The sequence below is a fragment of the Streptomyces sp. NPDC001156 genome (assembly GCF_053598275.1).
Window position 1 is genome coordinate 21,594 of record NZ_JBSFJX010000033.1, and the last position, 17,833, is coordinate 39,426.

Below are 17,833 nucleotides of genomic sequence, written 5' to 3' on the forward strand. Positions count from 1 at the left end.
GGTCTCCCGGCCGCGCGGACCGGGTGCCGGCCGGCGAGGGCGCCTGCCCAAGATCGCACCCCCCGAGAGTGCGGTCAGTGCTCGCGCGGGGCGGGCACCACGCGCTCTACCTCGGGTTGGACGGTGAGCAGTTGACGCATGGCCCCTTCGGCGGCCGCCCCGTCGCCCGAGGCGAGCGCGTCGACGATGCGGGCGTGCTGGCTCAGCGAGGCGTCATTCGGGCGGTCACAGCCGGTGACCGGGCCGCCGGAGACCTGGAGGGCGGCCGAGACGATGCCCGAGAGGTGCTCCAGCATGCGGTTGCCCGCGACCTGGATGAGCAGCGAGTGGAACTCCGCGTCGGCACGCGAGAACGTCAGGGAGTCTCCCTGCGCCATGGCGTGGCTCATGATCTCGACCATGTCACCGAGCCGCTGCTGCACCTCCTCGCGCCCGTGACCGGCAGCGAGACGTGCGGCGAGGGGCTCGATGGTCCACCGGAGCTCGCTGAGCTCGCGACGCTGGTCGTCGCGCTGCGGCCCGAAGGCCCGCCACTCGATGATGTCCGGGTCGAGCAGGTTCCAGTCGCTCACGGGGCGCACACGCGTACCGACGTTCGGGCGGGCGCTGACCAGGCCCTTTGCCTCGAGAACGCGCAGCGACTCACGGACGACGGTACGGGACACCTCGAAGCGCTGGCCGATCTCCTCGGGGACCAGAGGGCGGTCGGCGCCCAGGTCACCGGAGACGATCATCTGGCCGAGCTGCTGGACGAGTTGGCCGTGCAGTCCGCGTCCGCGGCTGCCCGCGGCGCGCCGGCCGACGCGGCCGAGTTCGGGGTCCGCGGCCTCCCAGGAAGGTGTGCCCACGCGGTCGGGGGCGGGTGCCTCGGCGTAGGGGTAGCGGTCGAGTTCGCCCGGTCCGGCCAGGCCGGAGTCTGTTGAGCGGGCGGCGGTCATCATGGTGTGTGCAAGGGTACTCACGGATCCTTTGTCGGCGCCCTCTCCAACTCCCTTGAGGTCTTTGGTGAAAAGCACACGAAAGGGTGATCGCTCACCCCGTCGCAATTGACGCCTTATCGGAAAGAAATGGGCGTGTCTTGGGGAAGTTGCGGACACAGGGGAACCGATGGTGACGGAGCGCCGTCATCGGACCCTACCGCGCAGGGTGGTGAGCAGATAGGCACAGAGCAGGGCAATCAGGGACAAAGCGAGCGCAGCACCGACGGGTTGGGCGATCACATGCGCCGCGGCAGCCAGATACCGATCCGCGCCGAACGGCAACCGCACGAGTGTGAGCTCGGGCATCTGTGCGGCAGAGCCCTCCGAGGTCTGCGCGGGCGGTCCCTCCAGGACCTTCTCCAGGAGGGGTGCGACGACCACGGGCACCGCGAGCACCGCGGCCAGCCCGGCTGTGGTGGACCGGAAGATGCCGGCGGCGAGCACACCGGTCCAGGCGCAGCCGACGACGAGCCCGCACCAACTGACGCCGAGAGGGAGCCACTCAGCAGGAAGCCGGGCAACCTCCTGCCCATAGACGACATGGAGAAACCCGAAGGCGCAGCCGACGGTGAGGACGGCAAGGAGCAGCGCCATCGCCCCGGAGACCAGGAGTTTGGCGGCGAGCAGTCCCAGGCGGCGGGGAACGGTTCCACGGTCCGCGGCCAGGGCGGGGTGGCGGAACTCGTCGCCGAAGGCGACGGCGCCGAGCAGTCCCGCGCCGAGCGCTGCGGGCGGCAGCGGGAGCACCTGCGGCCAGGCGGCCAGCAGGCGGCCCACCGTGGTGTCCCCGGCGCGAGCGAGGACCACGGCGACGAGAAGGGAGGAGACAAGCGCGAGGGCCGCGGTGAGGTACGTCGTGCCGATTCCGGCGGCGCGGCGCAGTTCATAACGCACGGGGCGCAGGGCGCCGGGCACGTCCCGGACGCCGACGGGCGGCGGCAGCGGGGCCAGGTCGTCTGCCTCCAGCGCCTCGGCCGACGGCGACGAGGACGGGAGGGGGGCGGCTTCGACGCCGGCGCCCGGCCCCATATCGCCGACTTCGTCAGCCAGTTGATGAACGAGCACCCCGTGCCGGAAAGCGGTCTCACCGACCTCGGCGCACGTACTTCCGTAAACCGACAGCCGGTTGCCGTCCTCGTGAACGACTTCCAGAGAACGCTGCTCCGTTCTGGCCTCCTTGGTGAGCAGTGTGCCGAGCCGGGCTGCGTGCGGACTGCGGACGGCGACGCGGGGTCGCAGCCGGGTGCGGGCGAAGTCGGCGACCGCCTGGTCGGCGACGAGCCGGCCCTCGTCGAGCGTGACGACGTGATCGGCGGTGCGTGCGGCCTCCTTGGGGTCGCCGGTGGTGAACAGGACGGTGCCGCCCTGGGCTGCGTGCGCACGCAGGGTGCCGTGCAGCCAGCGGCCCTCGCGAGCGGAGAGTCCGCCCACGGGGTCGTCGAGCACCAGCGCGTGCGGGTCTGCGAGGAGGGCGCAGGCCAGCCCGAGGCGACGGTCCATGCCGCGCGAGAGCGTGCCGAGCCTCTCGTTGCGCAAGCCGGTCAGTCCGACCACCTCGAGGACTTCGTCGGCACGGCGCACCGGCTCACCCGCGGCGCAGCACAGCATGCGCAGTTGCCCGCGGACCGTGCGCGCAGGATGGCCGGGGACGTCGCCGAGAAGAACTCCCACTTCGCGCGAGGGGTGGGCGATGCGGTGCAGCGGACGGCCCCGGAAGTAGGTGATGCCTCGGCCCGGTTGGAGTTCCAGCATGAGCCTGAGCGCCGTCGACTTGCCTGCGCCGGGACCTCCGAGGAGAGCGGTGACGTAGCCTGCATGCGCCTCGAAGGAGACGTCGTCGACAGCGGGCGGGAGGTCCCTGCGGGAGATGCTGGTCAGTCCGATCGCCTGGATCACTCGAAGCAAGATAGCGCGATATATCCGCTATGTCCGCTTTTTCAGTCATCTTGGCGCCGCATCGACGCCTACTTCGTCCGCTTCAGACACGTGCCCACAGCAGCCCGTCGCACGGACTGCGTCGGACGACGGTCAGACCTCGGGACGCAGCATCGGCGGGTTGAGCAGTGTGGCTCCTCCGGCACGGAACAGCTGTGCCGGGCGACCGCCTTGGCGGGTCGTCGTGCCGCCCGTGGGAACCAGGAAGCCGGGTGTGCCAGTCACCTTGCGGTGAAAGTTGCGCGGATCGAGCGCCACACCCCATACCGCCTCATAGACGCGGCGCAACTCGCCGACGGTGAACTCGGGCGGGCAGAAGGCGGTGGCCAGCGACGAGTACTCGATCTTGGAACGGGCGCGCTCGACACCGTCCGCCAAAATCTGCGCATGATCGAAGGCGAGCGGCGCCGCCTGCTCCCCCTCCCTGCCGTAGCCGCCCTGCTGCAACAGCTCCTCCACGGGCGCCCAACGGGCGCTGTTGGCGTCGCCACCCGCACGTGGCGCCGGCAGATCGGGAGCGAGCGCGAGATGGGCGACGCTCACCACTCTCATCCGCGGATCCCGCTTCGGGTCGCCGTACGTGGCCAGCTGCTCAAGGTGAGCGCCGTTGTCCTGCGCCGGAACGGACGGGTCGTGGGCGCACAGTCCCGTCTCCTCGGCCAGCTCGCGTGCCGCGGCCTGCGCCAGATCCTCGTCCACCCGTACGAAGCCGCCCGGAAGCGCCCACCGGCCCTGAAACGGCGGCTCGCCCCTTCGAACCGCCAGCGCACAAAGGGCATGACGGCGCACGGTCAGCACGACCAGGTCCACGGTGACGGCGAAGGGCGGAAAGGCTGACGGGTCGTAGGGCATGTCGCGATCATAGTCGTCTGCCTGACGATAAACACTCCCGATCGCCACAGGTCTCATCGACGACCACCGTCCGCGCCGCTGCGCCGCGTAATCCGAGGTCACACCCCCAGCTGAAGTCCGTCGGCCGCCTCCTCCACCATGGCGAGGCCGAGGCGGCCGACGCGCACGGAGAAGGGGGCACCGGCGAGTCGCAGTCCCGTCAGCGCGATCTCGCCCAGTGGGGCGCTGCGGACCGGTCTCAGGGTCACGGTCCGGGCGGGTGCATCGGGGCGGATGCCGGCGAGGGCGGTCAGGAGGAGCACTCCGGCGGCGGCTGCCGTGGCGGCGGGGCGGCAGGCCGCCGGATGCGGCAGGGGGGCGCTCCCTTCGGCCCGCGACTCACCCGCGAACATCTCCGGCAACCGGTATCCGAAGGCCTCCGCCGCCGACAGCATTCCGCCCAGCAGGGCGCCTGCCTGCTCCTCGTAGCCGGCGGCGGCCAGTCCCGCGACGGCGACCGCCGTCTCCTGAACCCGCACGGCTCCGCCTCGGTGTCCGAACGGGTTGTACGCCGCCTCTCTTGCGCCCAGGCCGCGCAGTCCCCAGCCCGAGTCCATGACGGGCCCGCCGAACAACCGTGCCAGCTGCTCGGTGTGCCCCTTGTCGAGCAGCCCGGGTGCGAGAGCGCCTGAGCCGAGCAGGCCGGTGTCCAAGAGATGGGCGGCACCCGCGCCGAGGTGCGGCACCAGGCGTCCGTCCCGGGTGCGGGCGGCAGCCGGTCTGCCGCCCGAACGGTCCTCAATCCAGAAGTCCTCGATGAACGCGTCACGGAGCTCCTCGGCCCACTCACGCAGCTCCCGTCCGCCCGGTCGCCCCCACACCTCCAGCAGATCGGCGCCGAGCAGCGCGGCCCGGTGGGCGTGCGCCTGGGTCTCGCAGCGCAGCGGCCCGTCCGGCTGGGGGTCGGGGAGATAGACCGCGTCACCGACTGTGGTGCGCAGCCACCGCAGACAGCTCTCGGCCGCGGGGAGCAGTTCCTCCGTCTCCCGCTCCGGAAGCCCCCAGCGCCACGCCTCCGCGAGGAGGACGGGGAACAGCAGAGTTGCGTCGGTCCCCGTGCAGCCCGGCGGGAGATGAGCCCCCGCGTCCCGACGAGGGCCGGGGATCATGCCCGAGCGCAGGCCGGGTCCGCCGAGCTGAGTGCGCGCCAGCATGCGCAGGGTTCCCGCCGCGAGCCTCGTGCCGAGCGGCAGTGTCATCCGGGCCGCGGCCAGGCAGTCGGCGGGGGCCGGACCGCAGCGCCACGGGGCCCCCGCCGCCAGATGGACGTCGGTGGGGTGCGCGGGATCCCGCAGCAGCAAGGCCTCGAGGTCCTCAACGCAGGTGCGCAGCAGGGGCTGAATTCTTGGGTCGTCGCCAGTGGCCTGGGCCTGCACGAAGGGGCTGGTCGCCCCTCGCCGTACCGCCCGGGCTGATCCTGGGCCATCCGGGTGAAGCCGCAGTTCCACGGTCTGTGAGCCGCCGGGCGGCAGCTCGATTTCCCAGCGCAGGAGTCCGGCCGAGGCCAGGGCATCGGCGGGTGACGGGACAGCCGTGACCAGGCAGTCGCCGTTGCCCGAGGACCAGCGCAGACCCGAGTCGTGGACGGTGGCGGCAAGCTCGGGCCCCGAGCTGCCGGAGGCGACGGCTCCAAACTCGGCGAGGTCCGTACCGAGTGACACCTCAAGTGGCAGGCGCAGCGGTCGGGGAGCCGCGCTGTGCAGGACGATGCGCTCCGTGCCCTCCGCCGATCGGATGCGCTCCACAACGACATCGGGGTCCGGGCCGGAGTCCGGTGCCACATGAACCGTCCCCACGAATCGGGCACGGTCGGCCCCGAGCATGCGGCCCTGGACGGCGAGCGGCTCCCGGCCGGCCACCCGCACCTGGCAACGGGACAGCACGCGTCGGCCCGCACGGTAGAACCCCTCCAGTCCCTGTCCCGTCAGCTGTCCCTGATCTGTGGAGATCACCAGTGCGGGCAGGGCGACGCAGATCAGGGCGGTGTGGGCGGGTGGCAGCTCCGCGACGCCTCGGGGCAGGGGCTGCGGCGGGCCGGTCGTCGGCGACCGGTCGGTGTGCGGGGTGCGGGCCGACGTCCCGCCCGGCCTCCGTGGCGCAGTCGGCGGGGTGCCGCTGGGAGGCTGGGGTGCGGGGATGCCTGGGTGGGGCCGGCGGTCGCTGCCGCGGGCGGGAAACGGTGTGGACAGGGGCATGAGGCGGCCTCCTCTGCGCTGGGTACGCCTTGGCGGGCGCCCGGCGCCGGGTGAGGGCTCGGGAAGGTGCTGAGTGGTGCGGCGGGGCGACCCGAGCAGGGGTTCCGCACCACAAGTGAACGGAAGGGCCTTCCCCGTGGTCACGCCTGTGGGGCGGAAGCCGACCGAACGGCGGTAGGCCAAATGGAGGGATCCGCTCATGTGTCTCCGTCCTCCACGCGATGGCCCTGCCCTCCGTGAGCGGCGGGACGGTCGGTCGTGTCCCTGGCTCCCGGCCGCGACCCGTCGCCACCGGTCGAGGTGTCGGTGGGGCGCCGATGACGTGCATCGACTGTCCTGGGCGAACGCCGGATCGCGCGACTGCCGCCGCTTGCGGTACGGGGCCGGATCGCGCGGCTGCCACCGCTTGCCGCACGGGTCTTGCGGCGGCGACGCCAAGCGATCGTTGGATGCGGAGTGGCCGTGGACTGCGAAGTAGCTGTGGGATGTGAAGTGCCCGTGCAATGCGGAGTGTCCGTGGAATGGGAAGTGGCTGTGGTTACCGGTGTCCGCGGTGGGGGTGCGGCCTGTGCCAGGTCGCAGTCGTCCGGCGACGGCTCGTCACCCTCCTCTACAGCCGTCACCCGTTCGCCACGCAGACGCTCGTCCCCCGTTACAGCCCCAGGCCGGTCGTCGATCACGTCCTCGGCGCTGTCGGGCGAAGCGGTGCCGGCTTCGCCTTCGATGCGCCCTCCGGCAACTACCCCCTCGTAGCGGCGCGGCGGCGCAGCGCACCGGTCCGATGTCGTAGCGGCGGGGCGCCGATCTCCGTCCCGTTCCGCTCGCTGTTCTCCGCCCCGTTCCGCTCGCTGTTGTCCGTCCCGTTCCACTCGCTCGGCCCTCAGGCAGCGGCGGACGGTCTCCGGATGCAGGCCCTCGTTGCAGGCCTGGTGCAGGAGGCGGGCGAACAGGTAGTCCGGGTCCGCGCCCAGGGCCATGGCGAGAGCTTCGCGGGCTTCGACCTCGTCGCCGGTCGACCAGGCGACCCATCCGGCCAGCGTCAGGGGCGCAGCCGCGTGCTCGCCGTACGAGCCCACGCATCGGCGGGCCAGGGCGCGCCACAGCCTCAGTGCCACGGCGGCCTCCGGACCTTCCATCCACTCGGCTGCGCGATCACGGGTCGTGCGATCCTGCAGACCGAGGATCATGGCCGCGGCCTCGTCGTGTCCGAGCAGTTCGTCGTCGCGAAGGTCCGCCGCCTGAGTGCTGGGTGCCCGTGCGGCTTCGGCGAACCTCGCCATGACCCGCTCGGCCAGTCCGAGCGTTTCTCCGGCCACGTCCTCACGTGAGTCGCCGTGCAGGATCCTTGGGACGAGGGCCAGGCTCGCGGCGTCCAGCGCGACTTCCTGGTCGAGGGCCGCTGCCGTCTCCATCGGGCTCAGCCTGGCCCTGAACTCCTTGAGTGTGCCCCGCACTTGAAGTCCCGCGTAGGTGGCAGCGGCCGCCAGGACGGACGTGCCGGGCAGGCCCATCGGCTGTCCCTCGGCTGGACAGCAGCCCGGGCTCGGACAGCAGTAGGACCAGAAGCGGCCGTCGGAGATACACAACGCCTCCACCACCGGAACGTCGAGATCGCCGCACGCCGTGCGCAGCGACTGCGCGAGCGGCCGCAGGCGTTCCATCACGTCGCGTCCCGCCTCGCCGCTCTGCGGTTCCTGGACGAGGTAGGCGACCATGCTTTCCGGCCTGGTCCCTCTGCGCCCGCTGTCGGTCACGAGGCCGTGCGCCAGCTGCTGGGCCACCGACGGCCAGTCGTCGGAACGGGCGGGAATACCGAGCCGTGCGCGCCCGCCGAACCTCCCGCGCTTGTCCCGGTCGTGCAGGGCAGCCAGCACGATGCTGTCCTCGGGCCGGTACCCGAGCAGGTACGGCAGAGCGTCGGCCAGCTCGGCCGGGGTGCGCAGGGTGACCTGCGTCTCGCCACAGGAACCGGCAGCGTGGCCATGTCCCTTGTACTCCGTGGGCCGGGCGCCGTGCACGGTGGGGTCCCCGCCGCCGTGCGCGGATCCGCCCCTGTCACCGATGCCGGAGGAGCCGGCCGCTTCGTCGTGGTTCGTCATGCCGCGACCATCTCGCGGATCTTGGAGTTCCGTTTGAGCCTGTGGATAACCACGGCCATGAGCACGCCAGGACTTGTCCACAGGTTGTGGCCTCGCTCGCACGATGTCGGACCTATCGGGTTGCATGGACGGCATGACCGACGAACACCCGCGCCACCCGACTCACGAAGCCACACCGACCGCTGCAGACGACCCCGCGACTCGATCCCCGCAGGACTCCGGGGACCCGAGCGCCCCCTCGGCCATGGCCGAGACCGGCCTGCGTGCCGCGGCCGACGCCGTGCTCGCCCGACTCGTCGGCGCGCCGGGGGGCGAAGCCCGGCTGCGCGAGGACCAGTGGCGTGCCATCGAGGCCCTGGTCGCCGGCGGACGCAGAGCCCTGGTCGTACAGCGCACCGGCTGGGGCAAATCCGCGGTCTACTTCGTGGCGACCGCGCTACTGCGCGAACGCGGTGCGGGCCCCACGGTCATCGTCTCGCCCCTCCTCGCCCTCATGCGCAACCAGGTCGAGGCCGCGGCGCGGGCCGGCATCCACGCGCGGACGATCAACTCGTCCAACACCGAGGAATGGGAGACCGTCCAGGCCGAGGTCGCCGCCGGCGCGGTGGACGTCCTGCTGGTGAGCCCGGAGCGGCTCAACAACCCCGACTTCCGCGACCGGGTGCTTCCCGAGCTGGCGGCCGCGACCGGCCTGCTGGTGGTCGACGAGGCCCACTGCATCTCCGACTGGGGCCATGACTTCCGCCCCGACTACCGCCGGCTGCGCACCATGCTCGCGGACCTCCCGCCGGGTGTGCCGGTGCTGGCGACCACGGCGACGGCCAACGCTCGCGTGACCGCCGACGTCGCGGAGCAGCTCGGCACCGGGGCCGGTACGGACGCGCTGGTCCTGCGCGGCCATCTGGACCGGGAGAGCCTGAGCCTCGGCGTGCTGCGGCTCTCGGACGCCGCACACCGTATGGCATGGCTCGCCGACCACCTGGGGGAGCTTCCGGGGTCCGGGATCATCTACACGCTCACGGTGGCCGCGGCCGAGGAGGTCACCGCGTTCCTCCGCCAGTGCGGGCACACCGTGGCCTCGTACACGGGGAAGACGGAGAACGCCGACCGGCAGCAGGCGGAGGAGGATCTGCTGGCCAACCGGGTCAAGGCACTGGTCGCCACCTCCGCCCTCGGAATGGGCTTCGACAAGCCGGACCTCGGCTTCGTGGTCCACCTCGGCTCGCCCTCGTCCCCGATCGCTTACTACCAGCAGGTGGGACGCGCCGGCCGCGGTGTGGAGCACGCCGAAGTACTGCTGCTCCCGGGGAGGGAGGACCAGGCGATCTGGGAGTACTTCGCCTCGATCGCCTTCCCTCCCGAGGAACAGGTACGGCGCACGCTGGACGTCCTCGCGCGGGCGGACCGGCCGCTGTCGCTGCCCGCACTCGAGCCACTGGTCGAACTACGCCGGTCCCGGCTGGAAACGATGCTGAAGGTCCTCGACGTCGACGGTGCGGTACGCCGGGTGCAGGGCGGCTGGATCGCGACGGGTGTCCCCTGGACGTACGACACCGAGAGATACGCCTGGGTGGCCAAGCAGCGCGAGGCCGAGCAGCAGGCGATGCGCGACTATGTATCCACGTCGGGCTGCCGCATGGAGTTCCTGAGACAGCAATTGGACGACGAGGGAGCCGCGCCCTGCGGACGCTGCGACAACTGCGCCGGACCGCGGTTCTCGGACTCCGTCTCCCCGTTCGCGCTGGACGCGGCGCGCGGTGAGCTCGGCCGCGCGGGCGTCGAGGTCGAGCCGCGGAAGATGTGGCCGACCGGTCTGCCGGCGGTCGGTGTGGATCTGAAGGGGCGTATCCCGGCCGGGGAGCAGGCGACGCCGGGACGGGCCCTCGGGCGGCTCTCCGACATCGGCTGGGGCAACCGGCTGCGCCCGATGCTGGCACCTCAAGCCCCGGACGGTCCCGTGCCGGACGACATCGCGCGAGCTGTGGTCGGCGTGCTGGCCGACTGGGCCAAGGGACCGGGCGGCTGGGCAGCAGGCAGTCCCGACGCACAGCCGCGCCCGGTCGGCGTCGTCAGCATGGCCTCGCGTACGCGCCCGAGGCTGATCCAGACCCTGGCGGCGCGGATAGCGGAGATCGGGCGGCTGCCCCTGCTGGGTTCCGTGGAGTACGCCGGCGACGTCCCGCGGGTGCCCCGGAGCAACAGCGCGCAGCGGCTCAAGGCGCTCGACGGGGCACTGACCGTGCCGCCCGCGCTGGCCGCGGCACTCCGGGAGGCGGATGGTCCGGTACTCCTCGTGGACGACATGGCCGAGACGGGCTGGACCTTGGCGGTGGCCGCGCGCATGCTTCGGAAGGGCGGAGCGAAGGGGGTGTTGCCGCTGGTGCTGGCCGTGCAGGCGTGACCCGTGTCGTCTCCGGGATCGCTTGGAGCAGAGGTACGCAGGGGATATAGGCCACCCAGCACTAGAAATCGGTCGGGGGACCCGATTGCGCGTTGCTGCATTTCACTTCGCCGGGAAGAATTGAATTCCGCTCCCCGCACGGCTCGTCCATGGTTCCGGTAGGGCTCTGCTGCGGTGCGCGCCCCCCGTCCGACCCCCGCCCGAAGTCTGGGCGCGTAGCCGAAGGGAGAATCGTGACCTTCGGATTCGCTCCGTCCTCGGCGGCGTCGATGTCGGCCTCCGCCGGACCGTTCGCCGCATCCGCCAACCCTCTGCCCCGGATGCTCGAACCCGCCGAGTGGGCTGCGGCGGGGATTCCGCTGCTGCGCAACCCCCGTGAAGTCGTCAGCGAGCTGCACGGCCTGCACCGGCCGCGTCCCTCCATGGCCATGGTGGCTGTGCTGGATCCAGAGGAACGGCTGCTGGCGAGCGCTTCGTTCATCCGGCGCCCCGCACCGGCGGACGGGTGGATGTTCCGCAATTCGCTGCTGGACCACTTGCGCCGGGTCATCCCGCACGACCTGCGGCGCCGCACCCCTGTGCGGACGGCCGTATTGGTCTATTGCCGTGAGGGGAACGGGCGTTGGACGGAGGAGGACGGGGCCTGGATGTGGGGTTTGCGCGATGCATGCACGCTCCACGGGCTGCGGTGCGGTGCGTACATCACGCTGACGCGTGACGGCTGGCAGGTCCTGGGCGAGGGGCGCAGCGGACGCCGCCCCCATGCGGACTCACCACCGGAGGCGTTCGACCTGGGCACAGCACCCTCTCCATCGCCGCGCACGGGGGGCGTCGCCTCGGAGATTCTGCGCCGGGCCGCCGCCCGCTGAAGGACACGGCACCGTCGCGAGCCTCGTACGGTTGGCGAGCCTCGTACGATCCGGGGACGTGCCGACCGCTGAGGGCAGGGCAGGTGCCGGAGCAGTCCCGCGGCAACACGTCCGGTGAGCGCCGCCTGGCGAAGGTGCGGGAGAGCGATACACGGGATCGTCGGCACAGGCGCGTCGCCTCGCCCCAGTCCGACGGCACAGGTGGCCCGTAAGCCCGGCGACTGCGGCGACCTATGGCCGCGGCGGCCCGTCGACGCGGTGGCCGGAGGACCGCGGTGACCGGCGACTGTGCGCCAGGTACTCATGCCACGGTGGGCTTTCCGCGCGCACGTATGCCGAAGCGACCGCCGTTCGGGGTCCACCGATGTGGCGCCCTTCCCGACGGCCCACCGACGTCCGAACCGGCGGACCGGCTCCGGAACTCCGGCGCGGACGGGCGGGACGCGAGTGGACCGGACCGGGTCCGGACCGCTCAGACGCCCGCGCCCAGCACCGAGTTGATCTGCTTCGGGTCACCGCAGACGATCAGCAGGGCACCGGCCCGGCCGAGGGCCAGCGGAAGCGCGGTCGCCACGGTGTCGCCGGCGCCGCCGTTGACGGCGACCACGACCACCGGACGGGCGGCGGCACGGCCGGCGGCGGAGGCGTCGGCGTAGAAGACGTCGTCACCGGCGTCATGCTGCGCCCAGTACGCGCCATCGCCGAAGGACAGCTCGTGCGTGGCCCATGGGTGCGGTTCGCCAGTGGTGATCACCAGCACGTCGCCGGGGGCACGACCGGACTCCAGAAGCAGGTCGACTGCTTCCTCAGCGGCGTCGAGAGCGCCCTCGGCCGAGGCCGGGATCAGCTGGATCTGCGGGGTGGCGGAGGGAACGGACGGTCCGGACTTGGCCGGCTCACGCGAGGCGCGCTGGGCCGGCATCGGCCGTACAGACCCCGGACGGCCGGGACGTGCGGGGGCCGCGGGGCGGGGGCCGGGTACAGGACGAGGGGTCGGCGCGGTGCGGCCGGCAGCCGGCGTGGCGCGGGGACCCTGGGCACTCTCGTGAATCTGAGGCTCCTCGGGAATGAGAGGCATGAGCTGATATCTATCAAACGCCGGTGCGGCTTGCCTCGGCGGGTGGCACATGAGTGCGATCGGAACCGGTCAGAAGTCGAAGCCGAGCTGGCCCTCGATCTCCGACGCGCTTCCGACCGCCCAGTTGCGGACCTTCTTGAGATGCCGCCACTGGGGCAGCGCATCAAGATACGCCCACGACAAGCGGTGGTACGGGGTGGGGCCCCGCTCCTCCAGTGCGGCCTTGTGCACCGGCGACGGATACCCAGCGTTGGCCGCAAAACCGAAGTCTGCATGGTCGATACCCAGTTCGGCCATCATTTTGTCGCGGTGAACCTTGGCGATCACCGAGGCCGCCGCGACCACCACACACGACTGGTCGCCCTTGATCACCGTACGGACCTTCCAGGGCGCCCCAAGGTAGTCGTGCTTCCCGTCGAGGATGATCGCATCGGGGCGGACGGGCAGCGCCTCCAGGGCGCGTACCGCCGCGAACCGGAGCGCGGCCGTCATCCCGAATTCGTCGATCTCCTCGGGGGAGGCATGCCCGAGGGCGTACGCCGTCACCCACTTCTCCAGCAGCACCGCGAGTTCGGTGCGCCGCTTGACGGTCAGCAGCTTGGAGTCGGTGAGGCCCTCGGGCGGTCGGCGCAGACCCGTGACCGCCGCGCAGACGGTGACAGGGCCGGCCCACGCACCGCGCCCCACCTCGTCGACACCGGCGATGATCTTCGCTCCGGTCGTTGCGCGAAGGGAGCGCTCGACGGTGTGAGTAGGTGGTTCGTACAGCATGGCGCCCTTAGCCTACGCCGCCGGGATCGCCGAGCGACACCCCGGCTTCCCCGGGCAACGGCACATCGGCCGACAGCCCGTTCGGGGCGCACGGCCACGGCCCCGACACAGCCACGCCCGCGCAGTCCGCAAGACCCGGTTCAGCCCTGCCCGGGCCGCAGCAGCGGCATCATCAGCTGGTCGATCATCTCCTCGATGTCCTGCTCATCCCATTCGCTTCCGCACACCTTCGAGCGGTACATCATCATCGCCGGGATGACGTCGAAGACATATCCGTTCGCGGCGTCGGGCCGGACTTCACCCCGTTCGATACCACGGTTGATCACCTCACGGAGCAGCTTGATGGCGGGTTCCACTACACCCTCGTAGATCACGCCATGGAAGCGCTCGGCCTGCCGACTGTCGCATTCGTGAATGACTGCGCGGAGCGCGAAGCCTGGGCGCGAGTACATGGCCTCGCGCGCCTGTCGGCACAACGCGAGCAGATCCTCGCGGACGTTTCCGAGGTCGGGCATCTCGTCGAGGCGCGGCAGTCCGGCCTGGAGCGCGTCCGCGACGAGGTCCTCCTTGGACGCCCAGCGGCGATAGACGGCGGCTTTGCCGGTCTGGGCACCGGCGGCGACACCCTCCATGGTGAGGCCGTTCCAGCCGACCGTACTGAGCTGCTCCAGGGCGGCGTCGAGGATCGCGCGTTCGAGCACGGCACCACGCCGGCGGAGCGAGGCCGACTGAGCGGAGGCGGCCATCCAGGACGAAGTACCCATCTGTATGTCTCCGTTGAGCATGGGGAAGCGGGGGGCTTTGGGGGGAAGGGGACGTGCGGTCTTCGCGGTGTCGACGGCAACGAAGTCAGTGAACGCTTGCGTTCACTGACGGGGACTCACTACCGTTGACGCGACAGTGAACGCGGGCGTTCACTAACGCACTTATGGGGGACCCATAGTGACAACCTCTCCATTGATCCAGGAACAAACAGCCAAAACCGCACGCCGGACAGGGCGTCCCGGCATCGCGCTCACCGTCATCGCGGCCTGCCAACTCATGGTGGTACTCGACGCGACGATTGTGAACATCGCGCTCCCGCACATTCAAGACGCATTGCAGTTCAGCACGACCGACCTGACATGGGTGGTCAGCGCGTACACGCTGACCTTCGGCGGACTGCTGCTGCTCGGAGGCCGGGCCGGTGACATCCTCGGCCGGCGCAGGGTGTTCATGACGGGCATCCTGCTGTTCACGTTCGCCTCGCTGCTCGGCGGACTCGCCCAGGAACCGTGGCAGTTGCTCGCCGCGCGCGCTCTGCAGGGCGTCGGCGGCGCCATCGCGTCGCCCACCTCGCTGGCTCTCATCACCACCACTTTCCCAGAAGGCCCGGCACGGAACCGGGCCTTCGCCGTCTTCGCCGCGGTGTCGGCCGGCGGCGGCGCGATCGGCCTGCTGGCCGGCGGCATGCTCACGGAGTGGCTCGACTGGCGCTGGGTCCTCTTCGTCAACGTGCCCATCGGTCTGCTGATCGCCGCGCTCACCCCGATGTACATCAACGAGTCGCAGCGCCATCCGGGACGCTTCGACATCGCCGGCGCGCTCACCTCGACCGCCGGCATGGCGTCGCTGGTGTACGGCTTCATCCGCGCATCCGAGGAAGGCTGGCGGGACAGCCTCACGATCGGGTCCTTCGGTGCGGCCGCGGTGCTGCTGCTGGCGTTCGCCCTGATCGAGATGCGGGCCAAGGAGCCGATCACCCCGCTGAGGATGTTCGCCGAACGCAACCGCTCGGGCACATACGTGATCATGCTCAGCCTCGCCGCGGCGATGTTCGGCATGTTCTTCTACATCGTGCTGTTCGTGCAGAACGTACTGGGTTACTCGCCCATCTCCGCCGGTATTGCCTTCCTGCCGGTGACGGTGGCGATCGTGATCGGCGCGGGCCTGTCCCAACGGTTCCTGCCGGTGCTCGGCCCCAAGCCGTTCATGCTGGTCGGCGCGACGCTCGTCGCGCTCGGTCTCGGCTGGCTGACGTTCATCAGCCCCGACAGCTCGTACGTCTCCGGCGTGCTCGGCCCGATGCTGCTGTTCGGCTTCGGCATGGGCCTGAACTTCGTGACGCTGACAGTGACCGCGGTGTCGGGCGTCGCCCAGCACGAGGCAGGCGCGGCCTCCGGACTGCTCAACGCCATGCAGCAGGTGGGCGGTTCGCTCGGACTGTCCATCCTGACCACGGTGTTCGGCACCGCCAGCCAGAACGAGGCGGACAAGCAGATACCGAAGTTCATGGCGAACGGGGCGCCCGAGCAGAAGGCGGAGTTCGCCAAGACACACCTGCTGCCGGCCCCCTGGGGACACGAGGTACTCGCCCACGGCATCTCGACGGCGTTCATCCCGGCCGCCGCGATGGCGGTACTGGCCCTGATCACGGCCACCGTGGTCATCCGGGTGCGCAAGAGCGACCTGGAGGCCCTGGCCGGCACGGCGGGACCCGCCGGGAGCTGAGCGGGCCCTTCGCTCCTGCCACCGGTCCGCGCGGACCGGTGGCAGGAGCCCCACGACGTCGGAAGCGGCGCCCGGGCGAGGACGGCCGGGACGCCGCTTCGGCCCGCCCGGGCGACGGCAGCCGGGGCGCCGCTTCGGCCGTCCACGCCCGCGGCCTGGGGCCGGTTCGTGGGCGCCTTGCCGGCACAATCGCCCGGGACTGACGGGGCGGCGCCGGTTCGGGCCTTCCCAGGCTCTCCAGGAAGAGGCCCGGCTCCGATGCGGGCCTTCCCGCGCCTGTCCACCAGGGCCAAGTCGCGCCTTCCCTGGACGAAGGCCAGGGAACGGGTTCCGGCCTCCCCACCGCGGGGGCGTTCTCAGGACAAGACAGAACAGCAGGCGGTTTCGCCCCGAGCCTGCGCGGGATACGGCGCCCAGACTCGACCCCGATCGTCTACGCCGACGGGGGCATCCAGGCCGGCAGCCGCTCCGTGCGCCGCAGCCACTCCGCGGGCGGCGCTCCCGCCTTCCCGGCGGCGAGCACTCCCCCGACGATGGCGCAGGTTGTGTCCACATCCCCGCCCACCTGCGCGGTCGTCCAGAACGCCTGCTCGTAGTCGCCAAGGGCGCGCGCGGCTGACCACAGCGCGAACGGCACCGTGTCGTGCGCCGTCGTACGCCGCCCACAGCCGAGCACGGCCGCCACGGTGGCCGCGTCGTCGTAGTCGAACATGTCACGGGCGCGCCGCAGACCCATGCCGACGGCACTCTTAGGTACGAGCGCGATCACCCCGTCGAGGAAGGCCTCCGGGCTCGGCGGCCCCGCAGGGTCCGCGGCCAGGGCGGCTGCAGCCGCGACGGCCACGGCGCCGACCACGGCTTCGCGGTGCTGATGCGTGGGGTAGGCCGAGATCTCCGCCTGATGGGTGGCCTGCTCGGGGTCGTCCGCGTACCAGGCTCCCAGTGGGGCCGTCCGCACCGCGGCACCGCTGCCCCACGAGCCATGCCCCCTGAACAGCGCGGCGGCCAGCTCGCGCCAGTCACCGCCGGCACCGACCTGCTCAAGGATCCGGTCGATCGGCGGTTCGTGCCTTCTGGCCGCGTCGTGGTGCTCCGCCAAGGAATGCGCCAGGGCGTCCTGGTCGACGCGGCGATGCGTGGCCACCACGGACACGACGGAGCAGGCCATCTCCGTGTCGTCCGTCCACTGCCAAGGGCCCGGCGGCAGCTCGCGGCGCTTGAGCAGCGCATAGTGCCCGGGGATGTAGAACTGTGCGCCCAGCGCGTCCCCCACCGCCAGCCCGCGCAGGGCGGCCAGAGCGCGTTCCCGGCGCCCGTGGAATGAGGAGTCAGCGATCATGGCATTACTACTCTATCCGGTGATCCAGTACGGCAGCGGCTCCCGCCAGCGCTCGAACGGGCGATCAAGCCGGTATTTGCCGTCCTCTCCGAGGAGGAGCATGCGCGTCTCGCCGTTCTCCGGATTGGACAGTGATTCGAATTCGGCGACCGTCCAGTGGAACCAGCGCATACAGAACAGACGCATGGCGAGGCCATGGGTCACCAGCAGCACATTGGGCGGGTGATCGGGCGCCTCGAAGCTCCGGAACAGGCTCTCCAGGAAGCCGCCGACCCTGTCGTACACGTCGGCGCCTGACTCGCCCTGGGCGAAGCGGTAAAAGAAGTGACTGTAGGCGTCCCGGTACGCCTTCTGAAGCCGCACGTCGTCGCGGTCCTGCCAGTTTCCCCAGTCCTGCTCCCGCAGCCGGGGCTCCTCACGAATCCGGACGTGTTCCGGGTCCAGATGGAAGGCGCGGAGGGTCTCGTGGGTGCGGCGGTACGGGGAGACGTACACGCTGACGCGCTCCGTGCCGAACAGCTCCCGCAGTCGCTTTCCCGTCTCCTCCGCCTGCTGCCACCCCTTCTCGGTGAGCGGCAGTGAGTGGTCTGGCTCGCGTTCGTACACGGAGTCATCGGCATTGCCCACCGACTCGCCGTGTCGGACAAGGACGATGCGCCGTGGTCGTGCCATGCCAAAACCCTAGATCGAGTGACGGCCGAAGTGGCACCCGAGGGGCCTCTATACGGCATAGGTCACATTCGGCCTGCGCTCATCCGCACGGTCCAGTTCTCAAACTCGCAGGA

13 protein-coding genes are annotated in these 17,833 nt (G+C 71.0%); 3 read left to right on the top strand and 10 right to left on the bottom strand.

Annotated elements, in window-relative coordinates:
- Positions 1 to 74: 74 nt before the first annotated feature.
- From ACWDA7_RS18325 to ACWDA7_RS18345, 5 genes are all read right to left on the bottom strand, one after another.
- A complete protein-coding gene (locus tag ACWDA7_RS18325; RefSeq protein ID WP_450605301.1) occupies positions 75 to 962 on the bottom strand; it encodes a FadR/GntR family transcriptional regulator in 888 nt (295 codons plus the stop codon).
- A gap of 162 nt (positions 963 to 1,124) precedes the next feature.
- The gene (locus ACWDA7_RS18330; RefSeq protein WP_450605302.1) at positions 1,125 to 2,876 is read right to left on the bottom strand and encodes an ABC transporter ATP-binding protein; all 1,752 of its coding nucleotides are present in this window, start codon (positions 2,874 to 2,876) and stop codon (positions 1,125 to 1,127) included.
- Positions 2,877 to 3,008: 132 nt separating this feature from the next.
- Positions 3,009 to 3,767 carry an NUDIX hydrolase gene (locus tag ACWDA7_RS18335; RefSeq protein ID WP_450605303.1) on the bottom strand — a complete coding sequence of 253 codons (759 nt, stop codon included), beginning with the start codon at positions 3,765 to 3,767 and terminating at the stop codon, positions 3,009 to 3,011.
- Positions 3,768 to 3,865: 98 nt separating this feature from the next.
- Positions 3,866 to 6,001, bottom strand: a complete 2,136-nt coding sequence (locus tag ACWDA7_RS18340; RefSeq protein WP_450605304.1) for a glycogen debranching N-terminal domain-containing protein — start codon at positions 5,999 to 6,001, stop codon at positions 3,866 to 3,868.
- Between the two features lie 197 nt (positions 6,002 to 6,198).
- Complete coding sequence (locus ACWDA7_RS18345; RefSeq protein ID WP_450605305.1) at positions 6,199 to 8,100, bottom strand: DUF4192 family protein; 1,902 nt, start codon at positions 8,098 to 8,100, stop codon at positions 6,199 to 6,201.
- Between the two features lie 244 nt (positions 8,101 to 8,344).
- Here ACWDA7_RS18345 and ACWDA7_RS18350 point away from each other — a divergent pair, with 244 nt between their 5' ends.
- Positions 8,345 to 10,501, top strand: a complete 2,157-nt coding sequence (locus ACWDA7_RS18350; protein WP_450605331.1) for a RecQ family ATP-dependent DNA helicase — start codon at positions 8,345 to 8,347, stop codon at positions 10,499 to 10,501.
- Between the two features lie 233 nt (positions 10,502 to 10,734).
- Positions 10,735 to 11,370 carry a hypothetical protein gene (locus ACWDA7_RS18355; protein WP_450605306.1) on the top strand — a complete coding sequence of 212 codons (636 nt, stop codon included), beginning with the start codon at positions 10,735 to 10,737 and terminating at the stop codon, positions 11,368 to 11,370.
- A 472-nt stretch (positions 11,371 to 11,842) separates the two neighbouring features.
- On the opposite strand, the gene ACWDA7_RS18360 is transcribed toward ACWDA7_RS18355, so the two are convergent.
- The 3 genes from ACWDA7_RS18360 to ACWDA7_RS18370 all read right to left on the bottom strand — a co-directional run bounded on the left by ACWDA7_RS18360 (position 11,843) and on the right by ACWDA7_RS18370 (position 13,983).
- A complete protein-coding gene (locus ACWDA7_RS18360; RefSeq protein WP_450605307.1) occupies positions 11,843 to 12,448 on the bottom strand; it encodes a hypothetical protein in 606 nt (201 codons plus the stop codon).
- Between the two features lie 69 nt (positions 12,449 to 12,517).
- Complete coding sequence (locus ACWDA7_RS18365; protein WP_450605308.1) at positions 12,518 to 13,219, bottom strand: ribonuclease HII; 702 nt, start codon at positions 13,217 to 13,219, stop codon at positions 12,518 to 12,520.
- Positions 13,220 to 13,359: 140 nt separating this feature from the next.
- Entirely contained in the window at positions 13,360 to 13,983 is a 624-nt protein-coding gene (locus tag ACWDA7_RS18370) for a TetR/AcrR family transcriptional regulator (protein ID WP_450605309.1), read from the bottom strand.
- A gap of 178 nt (positions 13,984 to 14,161) precedes the next feature.
- Between ACWDA7_RS18370 and ACWDA7_RS18375 the strand changes: the two genes are divergently transcribed.
- Entirely contained in the window at positions 14,162 to 15,709 is a 1,548-nt protein-coding gene (locus ACWDA7_RS18375) for an MFS transporter (protein WP_450605310.1), read from the top strand.
- Between the two features lie 433 nt (positions 15,710 to 16,142).
- On the opposite strand, the gene ACWDA7_RS18380 is transcribed toward ACWDA7_RS18375, so the two are convergent.
- Together ACWDA7_RS18380 and ACWDA7_RS18385 are read right to left on the bottom strand one after the other, a co-directional pair.
- Entirely contained in the window at positions 16,143 to 17,048 is a 906-nt protein-coding gene (locus tag ACWDA7_RS18380; RefSeq protein WP_450605311.1) for an ADP-ribosylglycohydrolase family protein, read from the bottom strand.
- 12 nt (positions 17,049 to 17,060) lie between these two features.
- The gene (locus ACWDA7_RS18385) at positions 17,061 to 17,720 is read right to left on the bottom strand and encodes a histidine phosphatase family protein (RefSeq protein ID WP_450605312.1); all 660 of its coding nucleotides are present in this window, start codon (positions 17,718 to 17,720) and stop codon (positions 17,061 to 17,063) included.
- Between the last annotated feature and the right edge of the window lie 113 nt (positions 17,721 to 17,833).

Bases quoted from the DNA above. Each gene is read 5' to 3' on its own strand.
- ACWDA7_RS18335 (WP_450605303.1), bottom strand. From the start codon at position 3,767: ATGCCCTACGACCCGTCAGCCTTTCCGCCCTTCGCCGTCACCGTGGAC.
- ACWDA7_RS18340 (WP_450605304.1), bottom strand. From the start codon at position 6,001: ATGCCCCTGTCCACACCGTTTCCCGCCCGCGGCAGCGACCGCCGGCCC.
- ACWDA7_RS18345 (WP_450605305.1), bottom strand. From the start codon at position 8,100: ATGACGAACCACGACGAAGCGGCCGGCTCCTCCGGCATCGGTGACAGG.
- ACWDA7_RS18350 (WP_450605331.1), top strand. From the start codon at position 8,345: ATGGCCGAGACCGGCCTGCGTGCCGCGGCCGACGCCGTGCTCGCCCGA.
- ACWDA7_RS18360 (WP_450605307.1), bottom strand. From the start codon at position 12,448: ATGCCTCTCATTCCCGAGGAGCCTCAGATTCACGAGAGTGCCCAGGGT.
- ACWDA7_RS18365 (WP_450605308.1), bottom strand. From the start codon at position 13,219: ATGCTGTACGAACCACCTACTCACACCGTCGAGCGCTCCCTTCGCGCA.
- ACWDA7_RS18370 (WP_450605309.1), bottom strand. From the start codon at position 13,983: ATGGGTACTTCGTCCTGGATGGCCGCCTCCGCTCAGTCGGCCTCGCTC.
- ACWDA7_RS18380 (WP_450605311.1), bottom strand. From the start codon at position 17,048: ATGATCGCTGACTCCTCATTCCACGGGCGCCGGGAACGCGCTCTGGCC.
- ACWDA7_RS18385 (WP_450605312.1), bottom strand. From the start codon at position 17,720: ATGGCACGACCACGGCGCATCGTCCTTGTCCGACACGGCGAGTCGGTG.